12 protein-coding genes are annotated in these 18,612 nt (G+C 34.1%); all 12 read right to left on the bottom strand.

Annotated features, from left to right (window positions below; translation table 11 throughout):
- Positions 1-11: 11 nt before the first annotated feature.
- Positions 12-1,262 (bottom strand): glycoside hydrolase family 130 protein, encoded by a 1,251-nt coding sequence (locus ABRY23_13640; protein MFA3784097.1) that lies wholly within the window; start codon positions 1,260-1,262, stop codon positions 12-14.
- A gap of 25 nt (positions 1,263-1,287) precedes the next feature.
- Positions 1,288-3,579 (bottom strand): glycosyltransferase family 4 protein, encoded by a 2,292-nt coding sequence (locus ABRY23_13635; GenBank protein ID MFA3784096.1) that lies wholly within the window; start codon positions 3,577-3,579, stop codon positions 1,288-1,290.
- A 249-nt stretch (positions 3,580-3,828) separates the two neighbouring features.
- Positions 3,829-5,121: a hypothetical protein gene (locus tag ABRY23_13630; protein MFA3784095.1), complete on the bottom strand. Its 1,293-nt coding sequence runs from the start codon at positions 5,119-5,121 to the stop codon at positions 3,829-3,831.
- A gap of 13 nt (positions 5,122-5,134) precedes the next feature.
- The gene (locus tag ABRY23_13625) at positions 5,135-6,037 is read right to left on the bottom strand and encodes a glycoside hydrolase family 130 protein (GenBank protein MFA3784094.1); all 903 of its coding nucleotides are present in this window, start codon (positions 6,035-6,037) and stop codon (positions 5,135-5,137) included.
- Between the two features lie 181 nt (positions 6,038-6,218).
- Positions 6,219-7,028: a carbohydrate ABC transporter permease gene (locus tag ABRY23_13620; protein MFA3784093.1), complete on the bottom strand. Its 810-nt coding sequence runs from the start codon at positions 7,026-7,028 to the stop codon at positions 6,219-6,221.
- Between the two features lie 5 nt (positions 7,029-7,033).
- The gene (locus ABRY23_13615; GenBank protein MFA3784092.1) at positions 7,034-7,885 is read right to left on the bottom strand and encodes a carbohydrate ABC transporter permease; all 852 of its coding nucleotides are present in this window, start codon (positions 7,883-7,885) and stop codon (positions 7,034-7,036) included.
- A 1-nt stretch (position 7,886) separates the two neighbouring features.
- Positions 7,887-9,176 (bottom strand): extracellular solute-binding protein, encoded by a 1,290-nt coding sequence (locus tag ABRY23_13610; GenBank protein MFA3784091.1) that lies wholly within the window; start codon positions 9,174-9,176, stop codon positions 7,887-7,889.
- Complete coding sequence (locus tag ABRY23_13605) at positions 9,177-10,688, bottom strand: hypothetical protein (GenBank protein ID MFA3784090.1); 1,512 nt, start codon at positions 10,686-10,688, stop codon at positions 9,177-9,179. It abuts the gene before it with no gap.
- Positions 10,689-10,734: 46 nt separating this feature from the next.
- A complete protein-coding gene (locus ABRY23_13600; GenBank protein ID MFA3784089.1) occupies positions 10,735-11,766 on the bottom strand; it encodes a PorV/PorQ family protein in 1,032 nt (343 codons plus the stop codon).
- An 88-nt stretch (positions 11,767-11,854) separates the two neighbouring features.
- Positions 11,855-15,088, bottom strand: a complete 3,234-nt coding sequence (locus ABRY23_13595; GenBank protein ID MFA3784088.1) for a hypothetical protein — start codon at positions 15,086-15,088, stop codon at positions 11,855-11,857.
- Between the two features lie 177 nt (positions 15,089-15,265).
- Positions 15,266-17,992 (bottom strand): carboxypeptidase-like regulatory domain-containing protein, encoded by a 2,727-nt coding sequence (locus ABRY23_13590; protein ID MFA3784087.1) that lies wholly within the window; start codon positions 17,990-17,992, stop codon positions 15,266-15,268.
- Positions 17,993-18,206: 214 nt separating this feature from the next.
- The coding region (locus ABRY23_13585; GenBank protein ID MFA3784086.1) for a FlgD immunoglobulin-like domain containing protein at positions 18,207-18,612 on the bottom strand (406 nt) is incomplete at its 5' end.

Here is an 18,612-nt window from a genome sequence, read left to right as displayed (position 1 = left end):
CAGAAACCTTTTTATCCATTTGTTAATTCATCGAGCAATTCATTTAAGTTGACCGAAGCAAAACTGCTTGCGTAATCTGCCATAGCGTAAGGAAACACGATTTCGCTACCATTTAATAATCCACCGCAGCTATAAACAACATTTGGAACGTACCCCTCGCGTTCAGTTGAATCAACTTCTAGTAAGGGATTTTTTAATCTGCCGATTAATTTTGTCGGGTCATCTTTATCTAAAAGGAAAGCACCTATTGAATACCGTCTTGTTGCACCAACTCCATGACTCAAACACAGCCAACCTTTTTCTGTTTCAATTGGTGAACCACAGTTACCAATTTGAAAAAATTCCCATGGATATTTTGGTTCCATTAATAACTGTTTTGATTCCCACCTGTAAATATCGTCTGAAAACATTATGTAGTTATTTTCATTATCTTGGCGCGAAAGCATTGCATACTTACCATTAACTTTTCTTGGAAAAAGTGCCATACCTTTGTTTTTAACTTCAGCGCCTTTCAATTTGCTTATTTTAAAGTTCAGAAAGTCATTAGTTTGCAAAAGATTCATTGAAATATTATGTCCATCGTAAGCACAATAGGTAGCGTAGTAAGTATGCTCATTATCATCTTCAAAAAGGACAAATCTCGCATCTTCAATTCCATTTAGTTCAGAAGGGGAATGAGGAAATATTGTCCTTTCTGAAAGCACATCATTATCGGCAAATTGAGCTATATAATTATCATCATCAATGGTCAAGTATTCTGGCATTACAGCAAACTTAGATACACCATCTAACTCTATATTATTATTTGAATCGATAGTTCCGCTGCGGAATACAAGCGAGGAAACATGACCTTCGCCGGTAGCTCGCAAACTAATTATAAATCGTTTCTTATTATCGGGTAAATTTGATTGGTCTGGGTGCCAAATCATTGAAGGATTAAATAAAGCAGCAGATTCCAATGAATACTCGTGAGTAAAATAAGCTCCGATTAATAATTTTCTTTCTTCACTTAAGTTAATATTGGTAGGGACAAATTTTTTCATTTGTTCAAATCGTTTATAAAAAAATTGACGAGTTTTATGATGGCGATTTTCAAAGTTGTCCATTACTTTCAATAATTCTTCTTTTGTTTCTTCCTCAGAAAGCAGCAAGATTCTATTTATAATTCTTTGGATTCTTTCTTCAGAAAGAATGATGAAGGGTCTAAAAATCACTCGTTTAGTATCTGGCAATATTTTAACTGGTAATCTGTTTACTTTCATATACATTTAGATTTTTGTTAATGGTTTAGTTGGCTATTTTAATTTCCTTATTATTTATTGTCTGGAATGAACGAATATTAGCTTCAACAATATGCATCTCGGTAAGAGAAAGAAGAAATGCTAAAGTAGATTCACCGCCTTGATTTAGATTGAGTCGGTCTGGGTGAAGTGCATCGTGGCAGCCACAAGTTTGTGTATCGTAAAGTGGGAGACCTAAATCGTTTCGTCCCAAAAACCATTCAAAAATTTTTTTTGCAGTGTTAAGCCAAAATTCTTCTTCTGTAATTTTATATACATCTAAACAAGCTGAGACCGTAGAATAAGCCTCAAGAGGCTGTTGATCATAATCACTCTTAATTCCATCTTTCTTATAAAAACCGTTGCTGCCAATTGGACGAAAGTAACCCGTTTCATTCAACTGCAGGTCAAGCAGCCATTTCAAGGACTTAATTCCAATATCATAAGCTTCTTGGTTTTGAGTTAAAGAACCACTAACAATTAACGCATGAGGAATCACAGCGTTATCATACGAAACAATTTCTTCACACCAATACCAATTATCCGAGATATTGCTTTTAAACAATTCTATGAGATTAGAAGTTAATATTTCGTTCACTTGTGCAGCGAACCTATCACCACTTAATCTTTTAAAGTACTCATTGATACCCAAAATGCCAAAAGCCCATGAGCGCGGTGATTTTAATTTTAGTAACTCAGGCAATGCCTCATTAAAAAGTTGGACAGCCCAGATTTGGAAATTTTTGAATTTTGATCTGCCCGCACATGCACCCAAAGCCCAAATTGCTCTTCCATGCGAGTCATCAGAGCCAACTTCTTCAAGCCATTTTCTATCGTAACTCATAAAATTTCTAAATCTCTTTTTCTCGTAGTTAAAAGCATAATTAACAAATGAAGCATATTTATTAGCCAATGATTCCACTACATCAGGCTCTTTATAAACTTCTTCCAACAAAACTGTAAGTAAAAGTGCGCGGGCGTTATCATCTGTACAATACCCTTCAGAAAAATTAGGAATAGAACCTTTAGCATGGTGCAACAGACCAGTTGAATCTGTCATTCTAATCAAATGATCTAACCTAATATCGGGCAGTTCTTCTCTTGCCTCATCTAAAGTCTTAACTGCAAAAGTTTTTGTGATTTTTTCATTTCGAACCATTTTTGCTTTTTGAAAACTTTCCATGTATAAATGAGCAACATTACTCCATACCATTTCTCTACCCAGCATGTATGCTTTCTTACGCAAAGCATGTCTTTTTGTTTCATCTTTAAGCAAGCTAATTAGTTCGCTTGCAATAGACTTATGGTCACCAAAAGGCACTAAAATTCCTCTTCCATCAGAAAGCAGTTCTTCAGCATGCCAGTAAGGAGTAGAAATAACCGCCTTGCCACAACCGAAGGAGTACGCTAAAGTACCTGAAGTAATTTGTGCCTGATTTAAGTAAGGAGTAATGTAAATATCTGCAGCACCTATAAATGCCTTTAGTTCTTCAATATCTACAAATCGATTATAAAAAATAACTGACTTTTTTATGCCAAGATCAGAAGCGATTCTTTCGAGACTAATTCTGTAAGATTCACCCTGTGTTTTTAATAAATTTGGATGTGTTGCACCCAAAACAATGTAAACAAGGTTAGGAAATTCTTTCAATACTTCGGGTAAGGCTTTCAGTACATTTTCAATTCCTTTATTTGGTGAAAGTAATCCAAATGTTAATAAAACATGTTTTCCTTCAACACCAAATTGGTCTTTGTAAAAATTAGGATCTACAAATGGCATATCAGGAATTCCATGCGGTATTACATCTATTTTATCTTCGTTCACATTATAAATATCAACTAAAAACTCTTTTCCTTTTTCGGTCATAGTGATAAGTCGAGCAGAATATTTTATAAGTTCTCTCATTATTCTCATTTGCTCTGGACTAGGTTCTTTAAGTATGGTATGCAATGTTGTAACAACAGGCATTTTAAGATCTCTTAAAAGTGCAAGTACATAACTGCCTGAATGCCCCCCAAAAATTCCAAATTCATGTTGAAGAGAAACAATATCGACGTTATTAAAATTTATAAAATCAGCTGCACGTTGATAAGATGAAATATCCTGTTCTTCTATTTCAAATCTTACTTCATCAGGGTAATCATATATTTTATCGTTTACTGGAACGACAAGACACTCGCATTGGGGGTATTGATTTGCTATTGCTGTTCTTAAATCGTAAGTAAAAGTTGCAATGCCGCATTTACGGGGCACATAATCACCTAAGAAAACAATTTTTTGCGGAATATCTCTTCTCATAATTTATCCTCCTTGAAAAGTTGATTAATCAAGCACATTAACCATTATTTCTTAATTACCTTAGTGCAAATGAAGTGAAGTATTATGCTAAATAATCACATCTTTGCAAGGAGGTTTTTAAAAAGATAAAAAACTTATTGTTCCCATGAAAAAAATTTATTTCGAATGCTTTTAATTTATTTGAAATTTTCATGATGGTTCCTATTTCAAAAAGTTTTAATAATTAAAAAACTTCCCCCTACTCACTTTTTATTTAGCAAACGACATCACAATTTTATTTAATAGCTCACAAGCCTTTTTGTTTTTTTCAATAGAAAGAAGAGAAAGTAAAGCTTCTATAGTAGACTCCGCACCAGAGTTTTTATTTATCTCACTTTGATTAATTATTCCATCGTAGCAAATTCCACTTTTTTCAAAATAAACTTTTGTTTTTGCGGGATTGTTTCCAAAAAACCATGATGCTGATTCTGCAGCAATAGAAAGATATTTTCCATCGCCTGTTAATTCAGCTGCCTTCATAGATGCGAATACAATTGGTCTAATTCCGTAAGCTATTTGCGGAAATTTTTTAAGTGAATCACAGACAATTTTTCCGTTATCTTTCTTTAAGGAAAATCCGCTTAAAAAATTTTCTTTGATAAGATACTTATAAAAATTTTTTATCTCCCTTAAAGAAGCTTTAAGATACCTCTGATTTTTCGTGACTTCATAAGCATATAAAAGTGAGTAAGACTGTAAATTTCCCCAAGCATGCCATGAATTCTCCCAGCTTAAAAAAGCATAATATGGAAATTGATTTTTGCTTCCTTCCTGTGATAATAATAAACCCTCTGAAAAATCGTTTATTAATCTTAGGATGGAATTATCACCGAACAAAAGATAATATTTACTCAAACCAACAATAATTAATGCAACTTGGTCTGATGCCGAAGCGAAGGGTTTCCAAGAAGCTCTTTTAAAACCATTGAGTTCAACGACTTGTTTTTTCCCTTCAAAGGATAGCTTAATTGCACTAACTATTTTACTAACAGCATTTTTTATTTTGTTAGATAATACAGAATCCTTGTCTTGGAAAAAATCATAACCTTCTGTTAAAGCCCACAAGGCACGCCAACTCCACCAGTTTGGTTCAGCAATGCTGTTTCGGTGTGTTCTATTAATTGAATAATCTGGTAAAATAAAATTGTAAAAAAAACCATTTTCCGATTGCATATAAACAAGAAACTCAACCAACTTTTTAGCTTTTAAGACTGATGAAGTATCGTTATATTCTTTAGAATATCTTACATAAAAAATTAGAGCACGTGCTGCATCATCTACACATGCAATCCCCTCGTCATCATCCCCGACCCACTTGTAATCTGGATATTCACTGTAAATATGAACAATCCCAAAGCTATTTCCATTGACATTAATTTCCTCATAAAGCGAGTCGAGATGTGATGTGTTGAGAAATTTCTGCTGGGCTCTTAGATTTATATTAACTAAGCCTAAAAAACAGATTATCAAAAAGGGAAACAAATTTTTGAAAATGCGATTCATATTGTTATCAGAATTATTTGCAGATAGTTAATAAATAGTCGATTGATGTTTCAGCAAGACAAATATTTGAATCGGCGCCTGAATAATAAATTTTAACTTTACCATCAGGTTCGTCAATCCAGCCACATGAAAAAACCACATTTTGAACATCGCCGATTCGCTCATAATTAAACTCTGGTGAAAGGATAGGCTCTTGAGATTTTCCTTTAACTATCCATGGCTTTTGAAGGTCAAGAAGTACAACACCAATTTTATATAACGAAGAGATTCCAAATCCACGTACACCGTGATAAAGCAATAACCAGCCATCTTTTGTTTTTATAGGCTGACTTGAGGAACCAATTTTATCATTTTCCCACGTTCCTTCTGCCGGCTCCATTAATACTTTATAATTGCCCCAATGCAGCAAGTCAGGACTACTACTAATCCAAATGTCACGTCGATGTTCTGCGTTAGGTCTATCAATTTTCCAATACATGCCGTCAATTTTTTCTGGGAATATCGTGCAGTCTTTGTTCGACGGTTCAGTAATTGGACCGAAAATTTTAAAGGTACTAAAATCTTTAGTCTCAGCTAATATTACCAATGGCATATACTTAGAATAACCTGTGTAAGTTAAATAATAACTATCGTTAATTTTTGTTATACGCGAGTCTTCAATTCCCCATTCTACATATTTATAATGTTCTTTATGGTCTTGTGGAGTAAGTGTTAATTTTGAATCAACAGTAAAATCGTAACCGTTATCACTTACAGCTTTAACAAACGAGGACCTGCCGTTAGGCATTTCAACTCTGCACATTAATAAATATTTATCATTAATTTTAGTTGATCCAGCATTAAAAATGCTGTTTACATTAAAAGGAACATCTTTTTTTGTGAGAATTGGATTTTTAGAATATTTGATTATTCCCATATTAAACCACCTCAAATTAAATTTTAACCATGATTTATTGATAAAATATCTTCCTTTTCTTTGTGTTTTAATGTCTCTGTAGCATTTATACTCGCCCCTAAGTTACAAAGGCACTAATTTTATTAATTGATTCAAAAACACTCACAAGAAAACTTATGATAAAATGTGTAATTCGTATCAGTCATTCTTTCATTCCTGAAGAAGTCATACTTTGAATAAAATATTTTTGAAAGAACAAATAGGCTATAATTATAGGCAAAGCAAGAACCGTAGCAGCGGCTAATTTAACACCAAGCTGTGATTCTGCTCTTCCTCCTACAACAAACAAAGTTATAAGCTGCGGCAAAGTCATTAAATTTTCATTTCTAACAACAATTAGAGGCCATAGTACTTCGTTCCATGATGTCATAAAAGTAATTATTCCAACAGTAACAATTGCCGGAATTGAATTAGGCCATAAAATTCCAAAAATAATTCTTAACTCACCGCAGCCATCAATTCTTGCAGCATCAATTAAATCCTGTGGAATAGATTTGAAATATTGACGAAACATAATTATTGCAAGAGCATTCATAAAATAAGGGGCAATCAGACCAGCATAAGTATCAACCCATTTGAACTTAACAATTAAAATATATTGTGGTATCAATGTTATTTGAAAAGGGAGGGTCATAGTAAAAATTACTATGTAAAAAATCAGATTTCGTCCTTTAAATTCGAGTTTAGACAATGCATATCCAACCATAGAACCAAAAACAAGAACGCAAAGAGTAATTGCAAATGAAACAACTATGCTATTAAAAAATGCTCTAAGAATTGGAATTTTATCAAATAATTGCAAATAGCTGCTAAATGTAAAACTTGAAGGCAAGAAAATTAGACTGCCAATTTCTTTTTCAGATGCTAGCGAAGCAGTTACCATCCAAAAAAATGGATAAATAAATATAATTGCTGCTAAACTCAGAAATATGTAAAGAAAAATTTTTTTCATTATCACTAATCTCTTTCAACAAATTTCTTTTGAATTATGACGACAGCTAAAATTAATAAGGCAAAGAACAAGCCAAGAGTGGCTGCGTAACCCATGTGATAATAAAAGAAACCTTGTTTATAAATGTAAAGTACAGCCGACATAGTACTATTCATCGGTCCGCCGCCAGTCATAACATAAGGTTCGATAAACAAAGAAAACCCACCAATTGTAGAAAGCACAACCACCATAAAAATTGTAGGATTTATTATTGGCAGTGTTATTTTAAAGAACTTCTGCATATGAGTAGCGCCTTCGAGTTCAGCTGCTTCATAAAATTGAGGGGGTACAGTTTGCAAGCCCACTAAAAAAAGTACAATATACAAGCCTACATTTTTCCATGTAGCCATGATAGCAATTGATGGCATTGCTAAATTAGGGTCGGTTAACCATCCAACCTTGCTAAACCCAATTTTAATTAATAAACGATTTAGCAAACCCGAATCAAAGCCATAAAGCTGCTGCCATATAATAGTTACAACTACACCAGATACAATTACCGGCAAGAAAAACGCCGCTCTAAAAAAGCCTCGAAGTCTAATTTTCTGATTAAGAAGTTCTGCAAGAAAAAGAGAGACTATAATTTGAAGCGGTATATGAATTATCAAAAAGATAAAAGTATTAAGAAGTGATTTCCAAAAAACAGCATCGTTTACTAATCTTTTGTAATTGCTCAGTCCAGCATATTCAATTGGAGAAATAATATTCCAATTCGTAAAAGTAAGGAAAAAAGAAAAACCTACTGGAAAGGCCATAAATACTAAAAAATAAATCAAATAAGGCGATACCAGTAAATATGGAATTATTTTCTTTCTCATTTTATTTTATAAATAAAAGGTTAACAGCTTTCTCTGCATCATTTAATGCTTCTTCTGGAGTTTTTTTACCATAAATAACGCAAGCTTCATACTCTTGTGATATCAAATCAAAAACTTCCCTTAATTGAGGCGATTGATCCGTTCCTTTTACATATTTTACCTCTGATGCGAAAATTTTCATTTTAGGATTTCTGCTAAAATAACTCAAATATTTTGGGTTAGTATCCAAATTTTTTCTATGCGGCAGTTGGTTTGTAATTTCGAGAAACTTTAAATCGTTCTCCTCATCAAGAGCGAACATAAGAAATCTTAAAGCTAGATTGGGGTTTGGACATTTTTTAAATATAACAATATTTTTAGGGTCGCCGTATGTGTATACAGGTCCTTCATGATTATCTGGTACCAGCATGTTAGTGAAATTATAATTAAAGCCTTCAGGTTTGAATTTTTCTGTATGTGGAATTTCCCAGGGACCTGTAAATCTAGTAGCAATAATTCCATCTAAAAAAACATCCTGTCGTACAGACAATCTCTCCTTTGGAAAATAATTATTCTTATAAAGTTTACGTAAGAAATCGAACACTTTTTTTGCCGCTTCATTATTAAAAACAGCTTTGTTATTTTTTACGAGAGGAGCACCGTTTGATGCTGCTAAGTAAAGCGGATAAAAATCAAATAGTCTTTGCCACCAAGTAACTACAACTTCAGCATAGCCAATCCACCTATCAACATATCCATCACCATTTACATCTCTCTGAAATTTTTTTGCTGCTTCTAAAAATTCAGAATATGTCTTTGGCGGTTCTAAAAAACCTAAATTTCGGAATTCATTAACATTATAAATCATCATTACTGGATTTATTTTCCAAGGTATTTGATAGATGTGTCCATCTGGTGAGGTCACCTCTTTAATAACAGAACTGTCGCACCTTTCATATAAAAAATTCATAAATCCTTCAAGAGTATCGAGAGCAACTAAAACACCTGCACGCGCATAAGATTCAACATCACCTTCCCACATATTCGAGTAAATATCTGGTGTGGTCTTACCAACCACTGCAGCAAGAATAACTTCTTCACTCGATTGCCCTTCTGGCACAGGCTGAAATTTTACTTTTTGATTTTTATTGATTTGATTCCACTTATTAACTACATACTTAGCAAATTCAATTTCCTCAGTGTTGTTTGATGACCAGTATATAATTTCATCTCTGCGCTTCTCAACTTTAGAGCTGCATGAGACTAAAATCATAAATGAAAAAATAAACGATATAAGTCTAATGCTCTTCATTTATTGCCAGTTAGCCCAATAAACATCTATTGTTGGATATGGTGTTCTTGGAATTAACCCATCTCTTTTAATAAAATAAAAGTCAACTGCCTTAGGATCATTCTCATCGCCAACTTTTATTTTATCTAAAACTTCATTATGTATAACAACAGAATATTTCTTTTTTAACTCGTTCAGTTTATGAAAAATTTTTTTTGTTAGTTCATTCTCTATGAGTTCAGACTGTGATTCAAATTTAACTTTATTTGAGTCCATCTCATTATGTTCCAAAATAATTGAATTAGTTAACTCATTCTTAACAGTGGAATATAGAATTTTATCAAGCCACCATTTAGACTGCTTCATAATATCTTTAGAATTATAATATCCGTTATTCTTTGCAACAGCAGTAAGTAATTTATCACGAACCATTCTCCAAATAATTTGCTCAAGTGAGCGCGAAAAATTAGCAAAGCTTCTCTTGTCGTATTTAATATATTCATCTCTCGTTCTATACCACTTTAAAAAATCAGCTATTGTAATTTTACTATCATTCAGTTCAACAAGAGTAATTGAAGCATAGTTGTGCACACTATCAATGTTATATGCTTTAAGTGCGTCACTAAGAATTTTATCCATCTTCCATTCAAAGTACTTTTTTTTAGGCAACTCAAAATTTGCCAGGTAAGATCTTAAAATTTGGAATGCTTTCCTTTTTATAATTGGATTATGAGCTAACATTAGTTTATTAACATATTCATTGCTCAAATGGTCCATCTTCATTTTAATTACTGCACGACGAGCTTCTTCTAAAATCTTATTTTGCTCTGTTTCAGATGTAATAAGATTGTATGAAAAATTTTTCAGCATAACAATATACCAGCCATCATTAGTTTTAACAGGCAAAGAATATTTACCGTGTTCAAGTTTATCTACTATTTTCCCTAACTGTGGATTTTTTAATTCCACTTGATAGCGCGTAGTTTTCATTGAACGATCATCAATCGTTACAGAATCATTCAACTGTCTATTAAAAAGTGTTTGAAAATCTGTTCCGTGCTTCAATGAATCTAATAAATCAACAATACCTTTTTCGGTAGGAGAATAAAGCCACAGAACTTCAACTTCAATTAATTTCTGTTTTGCTACAGTATCTATTTCTGCATGTGTGAATGTAATTTTACTTTGAATTGAATCTTTAAAAAGCTCCTCAGTTGCAATATCATCTAAAATGGCTTGATAATACTCCTTTACATTTTGTGTGGTATCAAGAAATCGTGCATAGCCATCCAATGCTAAAAGTTTTTCTCTAATAAGATTATCCAAATAAATTTTTTTTGAATTTTTTTCCCTTTTATAAAATGCTGGACCAAATTCGTAGCCACTAATAAACTCATCGGCTGTTATTCTAATATTACCAACTTCAGCTACGATTTTTTCACCATAATTAGAATTTTCTCTTTCTACTTGAGAAATTATTTCTTCAGAAAATATTACATTAATCAAAACAATTACTACAAATAACTTTTTCATTCGTTCTCAACGCAAATAACAAATTCATTTGTATAAATTTTTTGAATTAAAATGCTATCTCCAACGAAAACGTATGAACATTTTCTAAGCGTCCAAAATCCCTATATGCATAATCGAATTTCAATAAAGCATTAGATAAAATTAACTTTGAGTTTATTCCAACACCAAGCGATAGCCCGCCTTCAGAATCTTTCAAAAAAGCATTTTGGTAGCCGGCTCTTAAAAAAAGAAAATCTTTGAATGAAGCTTCAAGGCCAAAATTCATGCTCTCATATTCATTGTTGGGGTGAATAGCATCTATTGCTATGCTCATACGATAAAGTTCAGAATTAAACAAGTTTGTAGAAACTCCTATTTGAAAAGTTAAAGGTAAATCCCACGAGTCTGTTTCTATTTCAGTAGGAATCTGGTCGTTAGAACCAAGTTTAGTTGGGTCAACGCTTATAAAGTATCGAGTATCTCTTCCTGTCATTTTCATCGGGGTTCCAAAATTATACATTGAAGCGCCGATTATCATTCCACCAAAGAGATCAGTTTTGAATTTAGTACCGGCATCAATAGCAAAAGCTTGAGCAGACATATGCCAAATATTTTGTTGTATATACTTTGCTGTAAATCCAATTGAAAATCTGTCACTTAAATTACGAGCATAAGAAACCCCTACAGCTATATCACCAGCACTAAAATATTCGCCTGTTCCATCTGGCTTTTCAACTGTGCGCACTTTCATATCATCCATTGAAAAAGAGGTAAAACTAAAGCCTACATTCCCAAAATCTGAAAGAGGAATTACGAGTCCAGCAAAATCAAATCTTGTATCAGCAATCCAATTTGTATGAGAAAGAATTGCCTCATAATTTTCAATAGATGCCGCACCTGCTGGATTCCAATATAAAGAAGAAGCATCTTTTACTACGCTAACATACGCACCGCCCATTCCAATAGCACTTGCTCCAACTGGAATTTCCAAAAATGCAGCTGCGGTTGTACCAGTTTTAGAAACACTTTGGCCAAAATACTTCGAGTGCGGTAAAATAAAAATCATAATTAAAAAACTTATCAAATACACATTACGCATAAAAACCCCAAATAAATTTTTATACCTCATGTTTACTTTTATTTGTAAAAATTTGTGAAACCTGCCTGCCGGCAGACAGGTTCGTGCCTTATTTAATAATTGCAAACTTATCTATTTTTTCTCCTATGCCCGGTGCATCAACATGGTAAACATAAACTCCGTAAGCTATATCCATACCATCTTTTGAAACTAAGTTCCAAGATTCTTGTCCGTTATCTAGCGTACTATTATGCTCAATTGTTTTAAGATGTTTCCCGCTTATTGTGTAGATACGAATAGTGCATTGTCGTGGTAAATTAATAAAATAAATTCTTCTTTCGCCTCTGCCAACCTCTACAGTAGCAGGTTCCCAAGATGCGGCACCAACATATGGGTTAGGAACAACGGCTATTTTATCCATATCACTAATCGCCTTCTGCTTATCGAATTGTGGTGCTTGTGTGTTAAACTCAAAATATTCCCCGTTTCGAAATGGTTTTTTTGTAACCAATTTAAATACATCTCCAAACTGTGGCGGCTTTTGGTTGGCTTCGGCAATAGTTGTATCTTTAACAAGCGTTATTGACCAACTTACTCTAAGATTAGAAAATGAAGTAGCAGGTTTGCCTGCAGAATCTCCCATAACTATAAAAATTGCATCGCCGTCATCAAAAATTTGATTATTGTTTACATCTCTAAATATAAATTGATAATTTTTGTTTTCAGTAACATTTCTCACAATTATGTTTGATTGTATAGGTTGACTAAACCCAGTGGCTGGAAAAGATAAATCACCTTTGCCGGGTTCTGTTAATTCAATTTCAAAATCGGCTGGATAGTTAACACGTTTGCTATTGTAAGCAGCAGCAAATCGGGAATCAAATCCAAGTTGAACAATGTAATTACTATTCCCTTTCTCCCATCCACTTTTATCATAATCAATTAGAACTGTGTTGTCATTATTAATATTAACAGAAAATCCGTCAATCACTTTTGATGCGTAAGAAGAACTTTCGAGAACTGTAGGTTTAATTAGAGTATCCCCTTGTGTATAATCTACAATTTTGAATTTAGGTTTGGATTCATTATTATATCTTGAATTCTCTGTAAATTCTATTCGATATATATGATTATTTTTTATTGAATCGGGATCTAAAATATCAATTGAGACGTTACCTGTGCCGGGACCACTAGCAAAGAAATTTTTAATTTCTGGTGCTATATATCCCGCTGCTGGTGCTCTAGGAGTAACAACGGCAGTATTAATATCTGTCGTAATATTTCCATTAATATCCTTCTTAATAATTGTTGTCGTTTCTGAAGGCGGTATCCCTATAAATTCACCTTGTACTGTTGTTGTTGTAAATCCCTGATCGTAAGCTGAAACTGCATAATAATAAGTCTGACCGTTCTCTACAGTACTATCAATAAAAGAATGTTTAAGACCTGTATCGTCTCCTAAATAGAATAAAGCTCCATTTACATCAATCGGATGCAGACCTTTTACCCCATCTATTAAATCGAATTGTGCAATAGGCTTTCTGAAAGTAGGTTTACCATAAGCATCTGTAATAATTTTGTCTTCTATGAAGTTTGGCTCTGTAGAGCGATAAATTCTATAGCCTTCAAAATTATATTTTTGATAGAAGGCGTCGAAAGTTTTTTCGGCACGGTCATCCCAATAGAGGGTAACTTTTTTATCACCAGCTATTGCTTTGACTCTCGGTTTTTCAGGTGGTTTAGCAAATCGATAGTTAGCATTGTAGATTTGCTGAACAGTTCTTTTTCTTCTAAATAGGTCGTCCTTATCAATGCCAAAAATCAAAGCCATAGAGAATCTTTCCGTTTCTCCAGTTTGTTGTTGTTTGCCTGTAATCTGAGAATATTTATTTCTACCCCACATATGAAACAGATAACTTGAAAAATAATTTGCAAGATTTACACCAACCAAAGATTGCCCATGTGGTGACGGCAAACCAGAAAGCACTTTCCAATTTTGTTCATCATCATGTAGTTCATACTGGTGAACAGGAAATATGGCAAAGCCTGTAAGTCCTAATTGGTCTGATTCATCTTTATCGAGAATTCCAAAATTAGGCTCGCCTTGGTCTGGTTTCCCATTGCCTTCAGTACCATCAGCATCTGGTCCTGTGTAACCTTCATCAAAAGGACCAATACCATCACTTCCCACATCATCATTTAGTGGTTCACCTGGGTCCCATTTGCCATTACCATTTTCATCAGTAAAAGACCTCCAGTTTGCATTCTCATCTGCATCCCAATGAGGTCTCCATGAATAACCATAAAAGTTTTTAAAATTAACTGTATCTCTAACGGGGTCTAAAATAAACGGGTCTTGGTCGGGAGACGTAATAAACCTAGTTGCAACATTATCTCTTCTTTCGTCGGTTAGACCATCCTGGTCATTATCTTTACGGTCGTCTGAAATACCTGGACTTTCGAGGAAAGCGTAACCTGCCATACCAACAGGGCTCCAGTTACCGGGGCTGCCTGTGGGTACAGTAGACCAAGCATAAGAAATATCAAGCAGGTCATCGTAATCTCCTGCATTATTTGATGAGTTGTCGTGTCCCCCAATACCCCAATCAATATATTGCCCGAAAAGTGTTTTTTCATAGTCTGTAGTACTCATATTTGTAATTTCGTAGTACCAAAAAATTACATCTTCAGCTAAGACTTGCGACCATTGAAATCCGCGTGCTTTTACTTGCATTCCCAGTCCGCCGCGTGTTAGGTCTTCGGCATCAGGTGTGAAGTTATTTTTTAATAGATACTCTCTGTCTTCATTATCATCAAAAACAAAGTAAGTTTCCACATCTGCATTTTTGACACCTTTACCAAAGAATCCATTCCATAAGCCGCTCCAATCTAAAGGTCTGTCAGGCCACAATGAGGGCCAGCTTGTAGGATCATCACTCCGCGCAGGAATTTTAGAGTAAGGTGCGGCATAGCCGGGAAGCGGCCACCATCCATAGGTTACCCCAGTAGCGGGGTCGTAACGGGTAAATTCATAGTAATTCGTTTCTAACGGGTGAATTATTTTACCAGAGGGGTCTTTAGTTTCAGCTTGAACAATTACTGCAACGCCATCAACATAAGTATGATTTGTACCTTTAGGCCATACTCCGCTTCTACTCGGTTCATTAAGCCAGTCAGCAATTTCGCCAAAATTATAATATACAGTAGCAGCAAGATTGCCATCCATATATCCTTTTCTTGTTTGATTATGGTCCCCTTTGTTCTTATCAACAATCACCTGAGCCGTTATCATTCCACAAAAAAATATTAAGTGTATAAGTAAAGCGGCTGTTCTTTTGTACATATTAAATAACCTCCTGTTGAAGGATGCTAATAGACAAAGTTTTTTCTTTTGCTAAAAAGCACGATGCAATTTTTTGAATATTCCATCTTCACTTATTAAAAACCTCGAGGCAATCTTTTTCTTTATTTATACTGCTATTAATTTTCACAGATAAAATATCTCGCATAATACTTGAGACTAAAATCCAAACGATGCTCCAATTATAATTTGACGTGGCGATGAGTAAAAATCTGGCCTAGTAAAATATTCTTGCAATGTATTAACGCCACGTGGTGCTTCTTGAGCACGGGTTAATTCAAGGGTGTATCCAGCTCTGCCAGTATCTCCGAATACATTTATTTCATTAGCTGTATCAAACAAATTATAAACTTTTGCAAAAACCGATATTTGTTTACCAAAAAAGTCAAAGTATTTAGTTAAATAGAGGTCAACATTAAAATAAGCAGGACGATTCTCACTATTTTCAAGTCCAGTTCTTTGATTTTGGATAGAGGGTGTATAAGGCAGTCCCGAACCAAGTTTGCCAATAACGCTCGCTATAAAATTACCAGGCTTACCTGCAGTTAAAGTAAAATTGAGAGAATGCCTTCTATCCCAATCTAAAGGAACAAGTTGTTTATTAACTTCAATAGGAGGATTTGCCTGAGCTTTGTTAAAAGCGTCGTTAGGGTCTGAGGCGTTACCTTTTGCTACTTGGAAAGTATAGTCTAATGTTGCGCCAATTCCATCACTAAATCTTTTTTCGAAAGAAATTGTAAATCCTTTTACAGAACCATAGTCTCTATTAACAAGTTTACTAAATTTTCTAAATTCGTTTTTAATATGAATTTCTGTGCCCAGTAAATTTCTAATGTCTTTGTAGTAACCCGTAACAGTTAACCCCAGATTAGTTGTTAGCTCTTGTTGCAGCCCAATTTCGTACATAACCGTCTGCTGTGCATCAAGGTCGGTATTACCAATAGTATTCCCAATATTAGCTGGAAAATCGCCTGTCAAAGGGATTCTGAAATTTGGGTTACGATATAAATATTCAAATGGTGGTATTTGGAAAAAATGGCCATAAGAAATATGAACAGCTCCTTTTTCACTTATTGGATAGGACAATCCAATGCGCGGGCTAATTTGGTATTTTGCTTTTGCCTTAGCCATAAGTGAGTCGGGAAATGGAGGTTGTAACTGATCAAGCACAGCAATATTATCCGGGTTCTTAAGGTAAAAACCATCTGGTTCAAAATAATCCAAGCGAACTCCTAAATTTACAACCAGGTAATCAAGTTCAATTTTATCTTGGATATATCCTGCTAACTGATAAGGATGTGCAGTATATTGATTAAAGTTGAATGAACCCGGCGAAGGTAAAGCAGGCTTATAATTTGTAGTTGCATCAATAACAACTTGAAAATCTTGATAATCAATTGTATTGAATTTATACTCAAAACCAGTTTTAATTTGGTGTATGTTATTTATTTGCCATGTGAGATCGGCTTTAGCAGTATAGGTTGTTGTTGTATGATGAAAATGCCAGTTTTCAGTACCACCTGTTAAAAAAGCATTACCACTTACATCTCTCATACGTTCAGGTTTAACATATCGTGGGTCTAACGGATTCTCATACACATACTGATTGTATTTAGTTGTAAATGATGAGCCGACAAGATCCAAAAATGCTGAATTACTCATGACATAAGTGTAACTAATACTTCCTAAGAAACTTTTTTGAAAGTAGTTGTAATCACCATCTGGGTTTAATTTAAATCTGTGATCGTAAATTTTATACTGTTGATCCTGGTAAAGAGTATTAAAAACTAACCCCCTTCCTTTATCACCAATATTAATTGAAATTTTCCCCTGCAGTGTAAATCTTCGATTATAATTCATTGGGATATACTTATTATCCCCCGTAGCTCCTATGTACCAATCTTTAGGGTCATTAGCTGAAAAATTTGATGAGTCTGAAGGATTAAACATTCTTCTGCCATATATAGCACCCGAGTCATAAACATAACGCCCAGAAATAAAAAATTTAAGAAGATTTTCCAAACCAGGAACTGGTCCGCTTAGATTGCCTTGAAAATTGTATACGTCTTTTGGAGAAATTTTATTAATGTTGGGATAAAGCCATGTTCTATTCGTGAAATAATCACCGGAATAAGCTGAGATTTCACCTTCAAGTTTGTTGCCAGCAATTTTAGTGATTTGATTCACGACTCCAGAGAGAGCCTCGCCATATTCAGCATTAAAAGTCCCAGTAAGCACTTGTAATTCTTGGATGCTGTTAACTTCAGCATCCAAAGCAGAACTACCTGAAAAAGCATCATTTACAGAAACACCATCAATAAGATACTTGACTTCGCCAGTTCTACCGCCTCTAAAATGCCCGTCTACTACGCCTGCTTGCAAATTAACTACTGATTGAATATCTTCAAGTGGCAGCATTGATATTTGGTCACCACTAACTTTGGCCTCAGTAGAAGTTAGATCCTTCTGTACAATTGGCTTTTGGGCAGTAACTACAACATCTTTAATTTCAATTGCTTCAGTGGTAAGTTTAAAATCAATTTTCGTAGTCTGGTCTACCGAGACTCTAACATCTTGAATTGTAACGGGAGAGTACCCAATCAAAGATGCTCTTACTTGATAAGTACCTGGCGGTATATTTATTATATAATATTCACCATTTACATCTGTAGCAGCTCCCATTGTTGTTCCTAAAAGCACTATATTAACCCCAACCAACGGCTCACCGTTAGATGCGTCTATAACCTTTCCAGCTATTTTCCCGGTAGTTCCTCCATAAATATTAACTGTCATTAAACCAATTATTGCTGCAATGGACAAAGCAATTTTTAGTTTTTCAATAATCTTTAAATCTTGTAGTAAACTTCTATTTATTAGGCCATACATAAAACGTATTCCCTACACTTTTAGATTTAAATTGCCTCTTAAGTTATTGCTAACTTTAAGCTCTCTAAAACTTTCGTTTTATTAAAAGCAATTCAACAAAATTTAATCATATTAAAAATCACTTAGATAAGCCTTCGAGGCTTTGTTTTTCATGGAGGCACAAGCCTCGAAGGTCAATTAAATAAACAACTGCTTTAGTTAGTATTATTTGATACTATTTTAATAAAATCATTTTTTTAGATTGTATAAAGTCACCAGCTTCAATTCTGTATATGTATGTTCCAGATGCAACTCTTGAACCATAGTTATTTTTTCCATCCCACTCAATTTTATGAGTACCAGCTGTTTGTTCTGTATTTACGAGTGTACGAACTTCTCTGCCAAGAATATCATATATCTTTAATGAAACAATGCTTTGTTTTGGCAAAGTGTAACTGATTATAGTTGTAGGATTAAATGGATTTGGATAGTTCTGGAACAAAGTATACTGAACAGGTATTATTTCGTTAGACTTTATACCTGTAATATCCAACTTCTGAACTTGTAGAAGGTCACAATACACTGTTCCCTTAAATTTACCTAACGGATGTAATCTTACTGACAATGATTTTGAACCTTCT

The sequence above is a fragment of the Melioribacteraceae bacterium 4301-Me genome (assembly GCA_041538185.1).
Lineage (GTDB): Bacteria > Bacteroidota > Ignavibacteria > Ignavibacteriales > Melioribacteraceae > Pyranulibacter > Pyranulibacter aquaticus.
Note: the sequence above shows the minus strand (reverse complement) of the source record. Positions and strands in the feature narration are given on the sequence as shown.

Bases quoted from the DNA above. Each gene is read 5' to 3' on its own strand.
- ABRY23_13595 (MFA3784088.1), bottom strand. From the start codon at position 15,088: ATGTACAAAAGAACAGCCGCTTTACTTATACACTTAATATTTTTTTGT.
- ABRY23_13620 (MFA3784093.1), bottom strand. From the start codon at position 7,028: ATGAAAAAAATTTTTCTTTACATATTTCTGAGTTTAGCAGCAATTATA.
- ABRY23_13615 (MFA3784092.1), bottom strand. From the start codon at position 7,885: ATGAGAAAGAAAATAATTCCATATTTACTGGTATCGCCTTATTTGATT.
- ABRY23_13600 (MFA3784089.1), bottom strand. From the start codon at position 11,766: ATGCGTAATGTGTATTTGATAAGTTTTTTAATTATGATTTTTATTTTA.
- ABRY23_13625 (MFA3784094.1), bottom strand. From the start codon at position 6,037: ATGGGAATAATCAAATATTCTAAAAATCCAATTCTCACAAAAAAAGAT.
- ABRY23_13635 (MFA3784096.1), bottom strand. From the start codon at position 3,579: ATGAGAAGAGATATTCCGCAAAAAATTGTTTTCTTAGGTGATTATGTG.
- ABRY23_13630 (MFA3784095.1), bottom strand. From the start codon at position 5,121: ATGAATCGCATTTTCAAAAATTTGTTTCCCTTTTTGATAATCTGTTTT.
- ABRY23_13590 (MFA3784087.1), bottom strand. From the start codon at position 17,992: ATGTATGGCCTAATAAATAGAAGTTTACTACAAGATTTAAAGATTATT.
- ABRY23_13640 (MFA3784097.1), bottom strand. From the start codon at position 1,262: ATGAAAGTAAACAGATTACCAGTTAAAATATTGCCAGATACTAAACGA.
- ABRY23_13605 (MFA3784090.1), bottom strand. From the start codon at position 10,688: ATGAAAAAGTTATTTGTAGTAATTGTTTTGATTAATGTAATATTTTCT.
- ABRY23_13610 (MFA3784091.1), bottom strand. From the start codon at position 9,176: ATGAAGAGCATTAGACTTATATCGTTTATTTTTTCATTTATGATTTTA.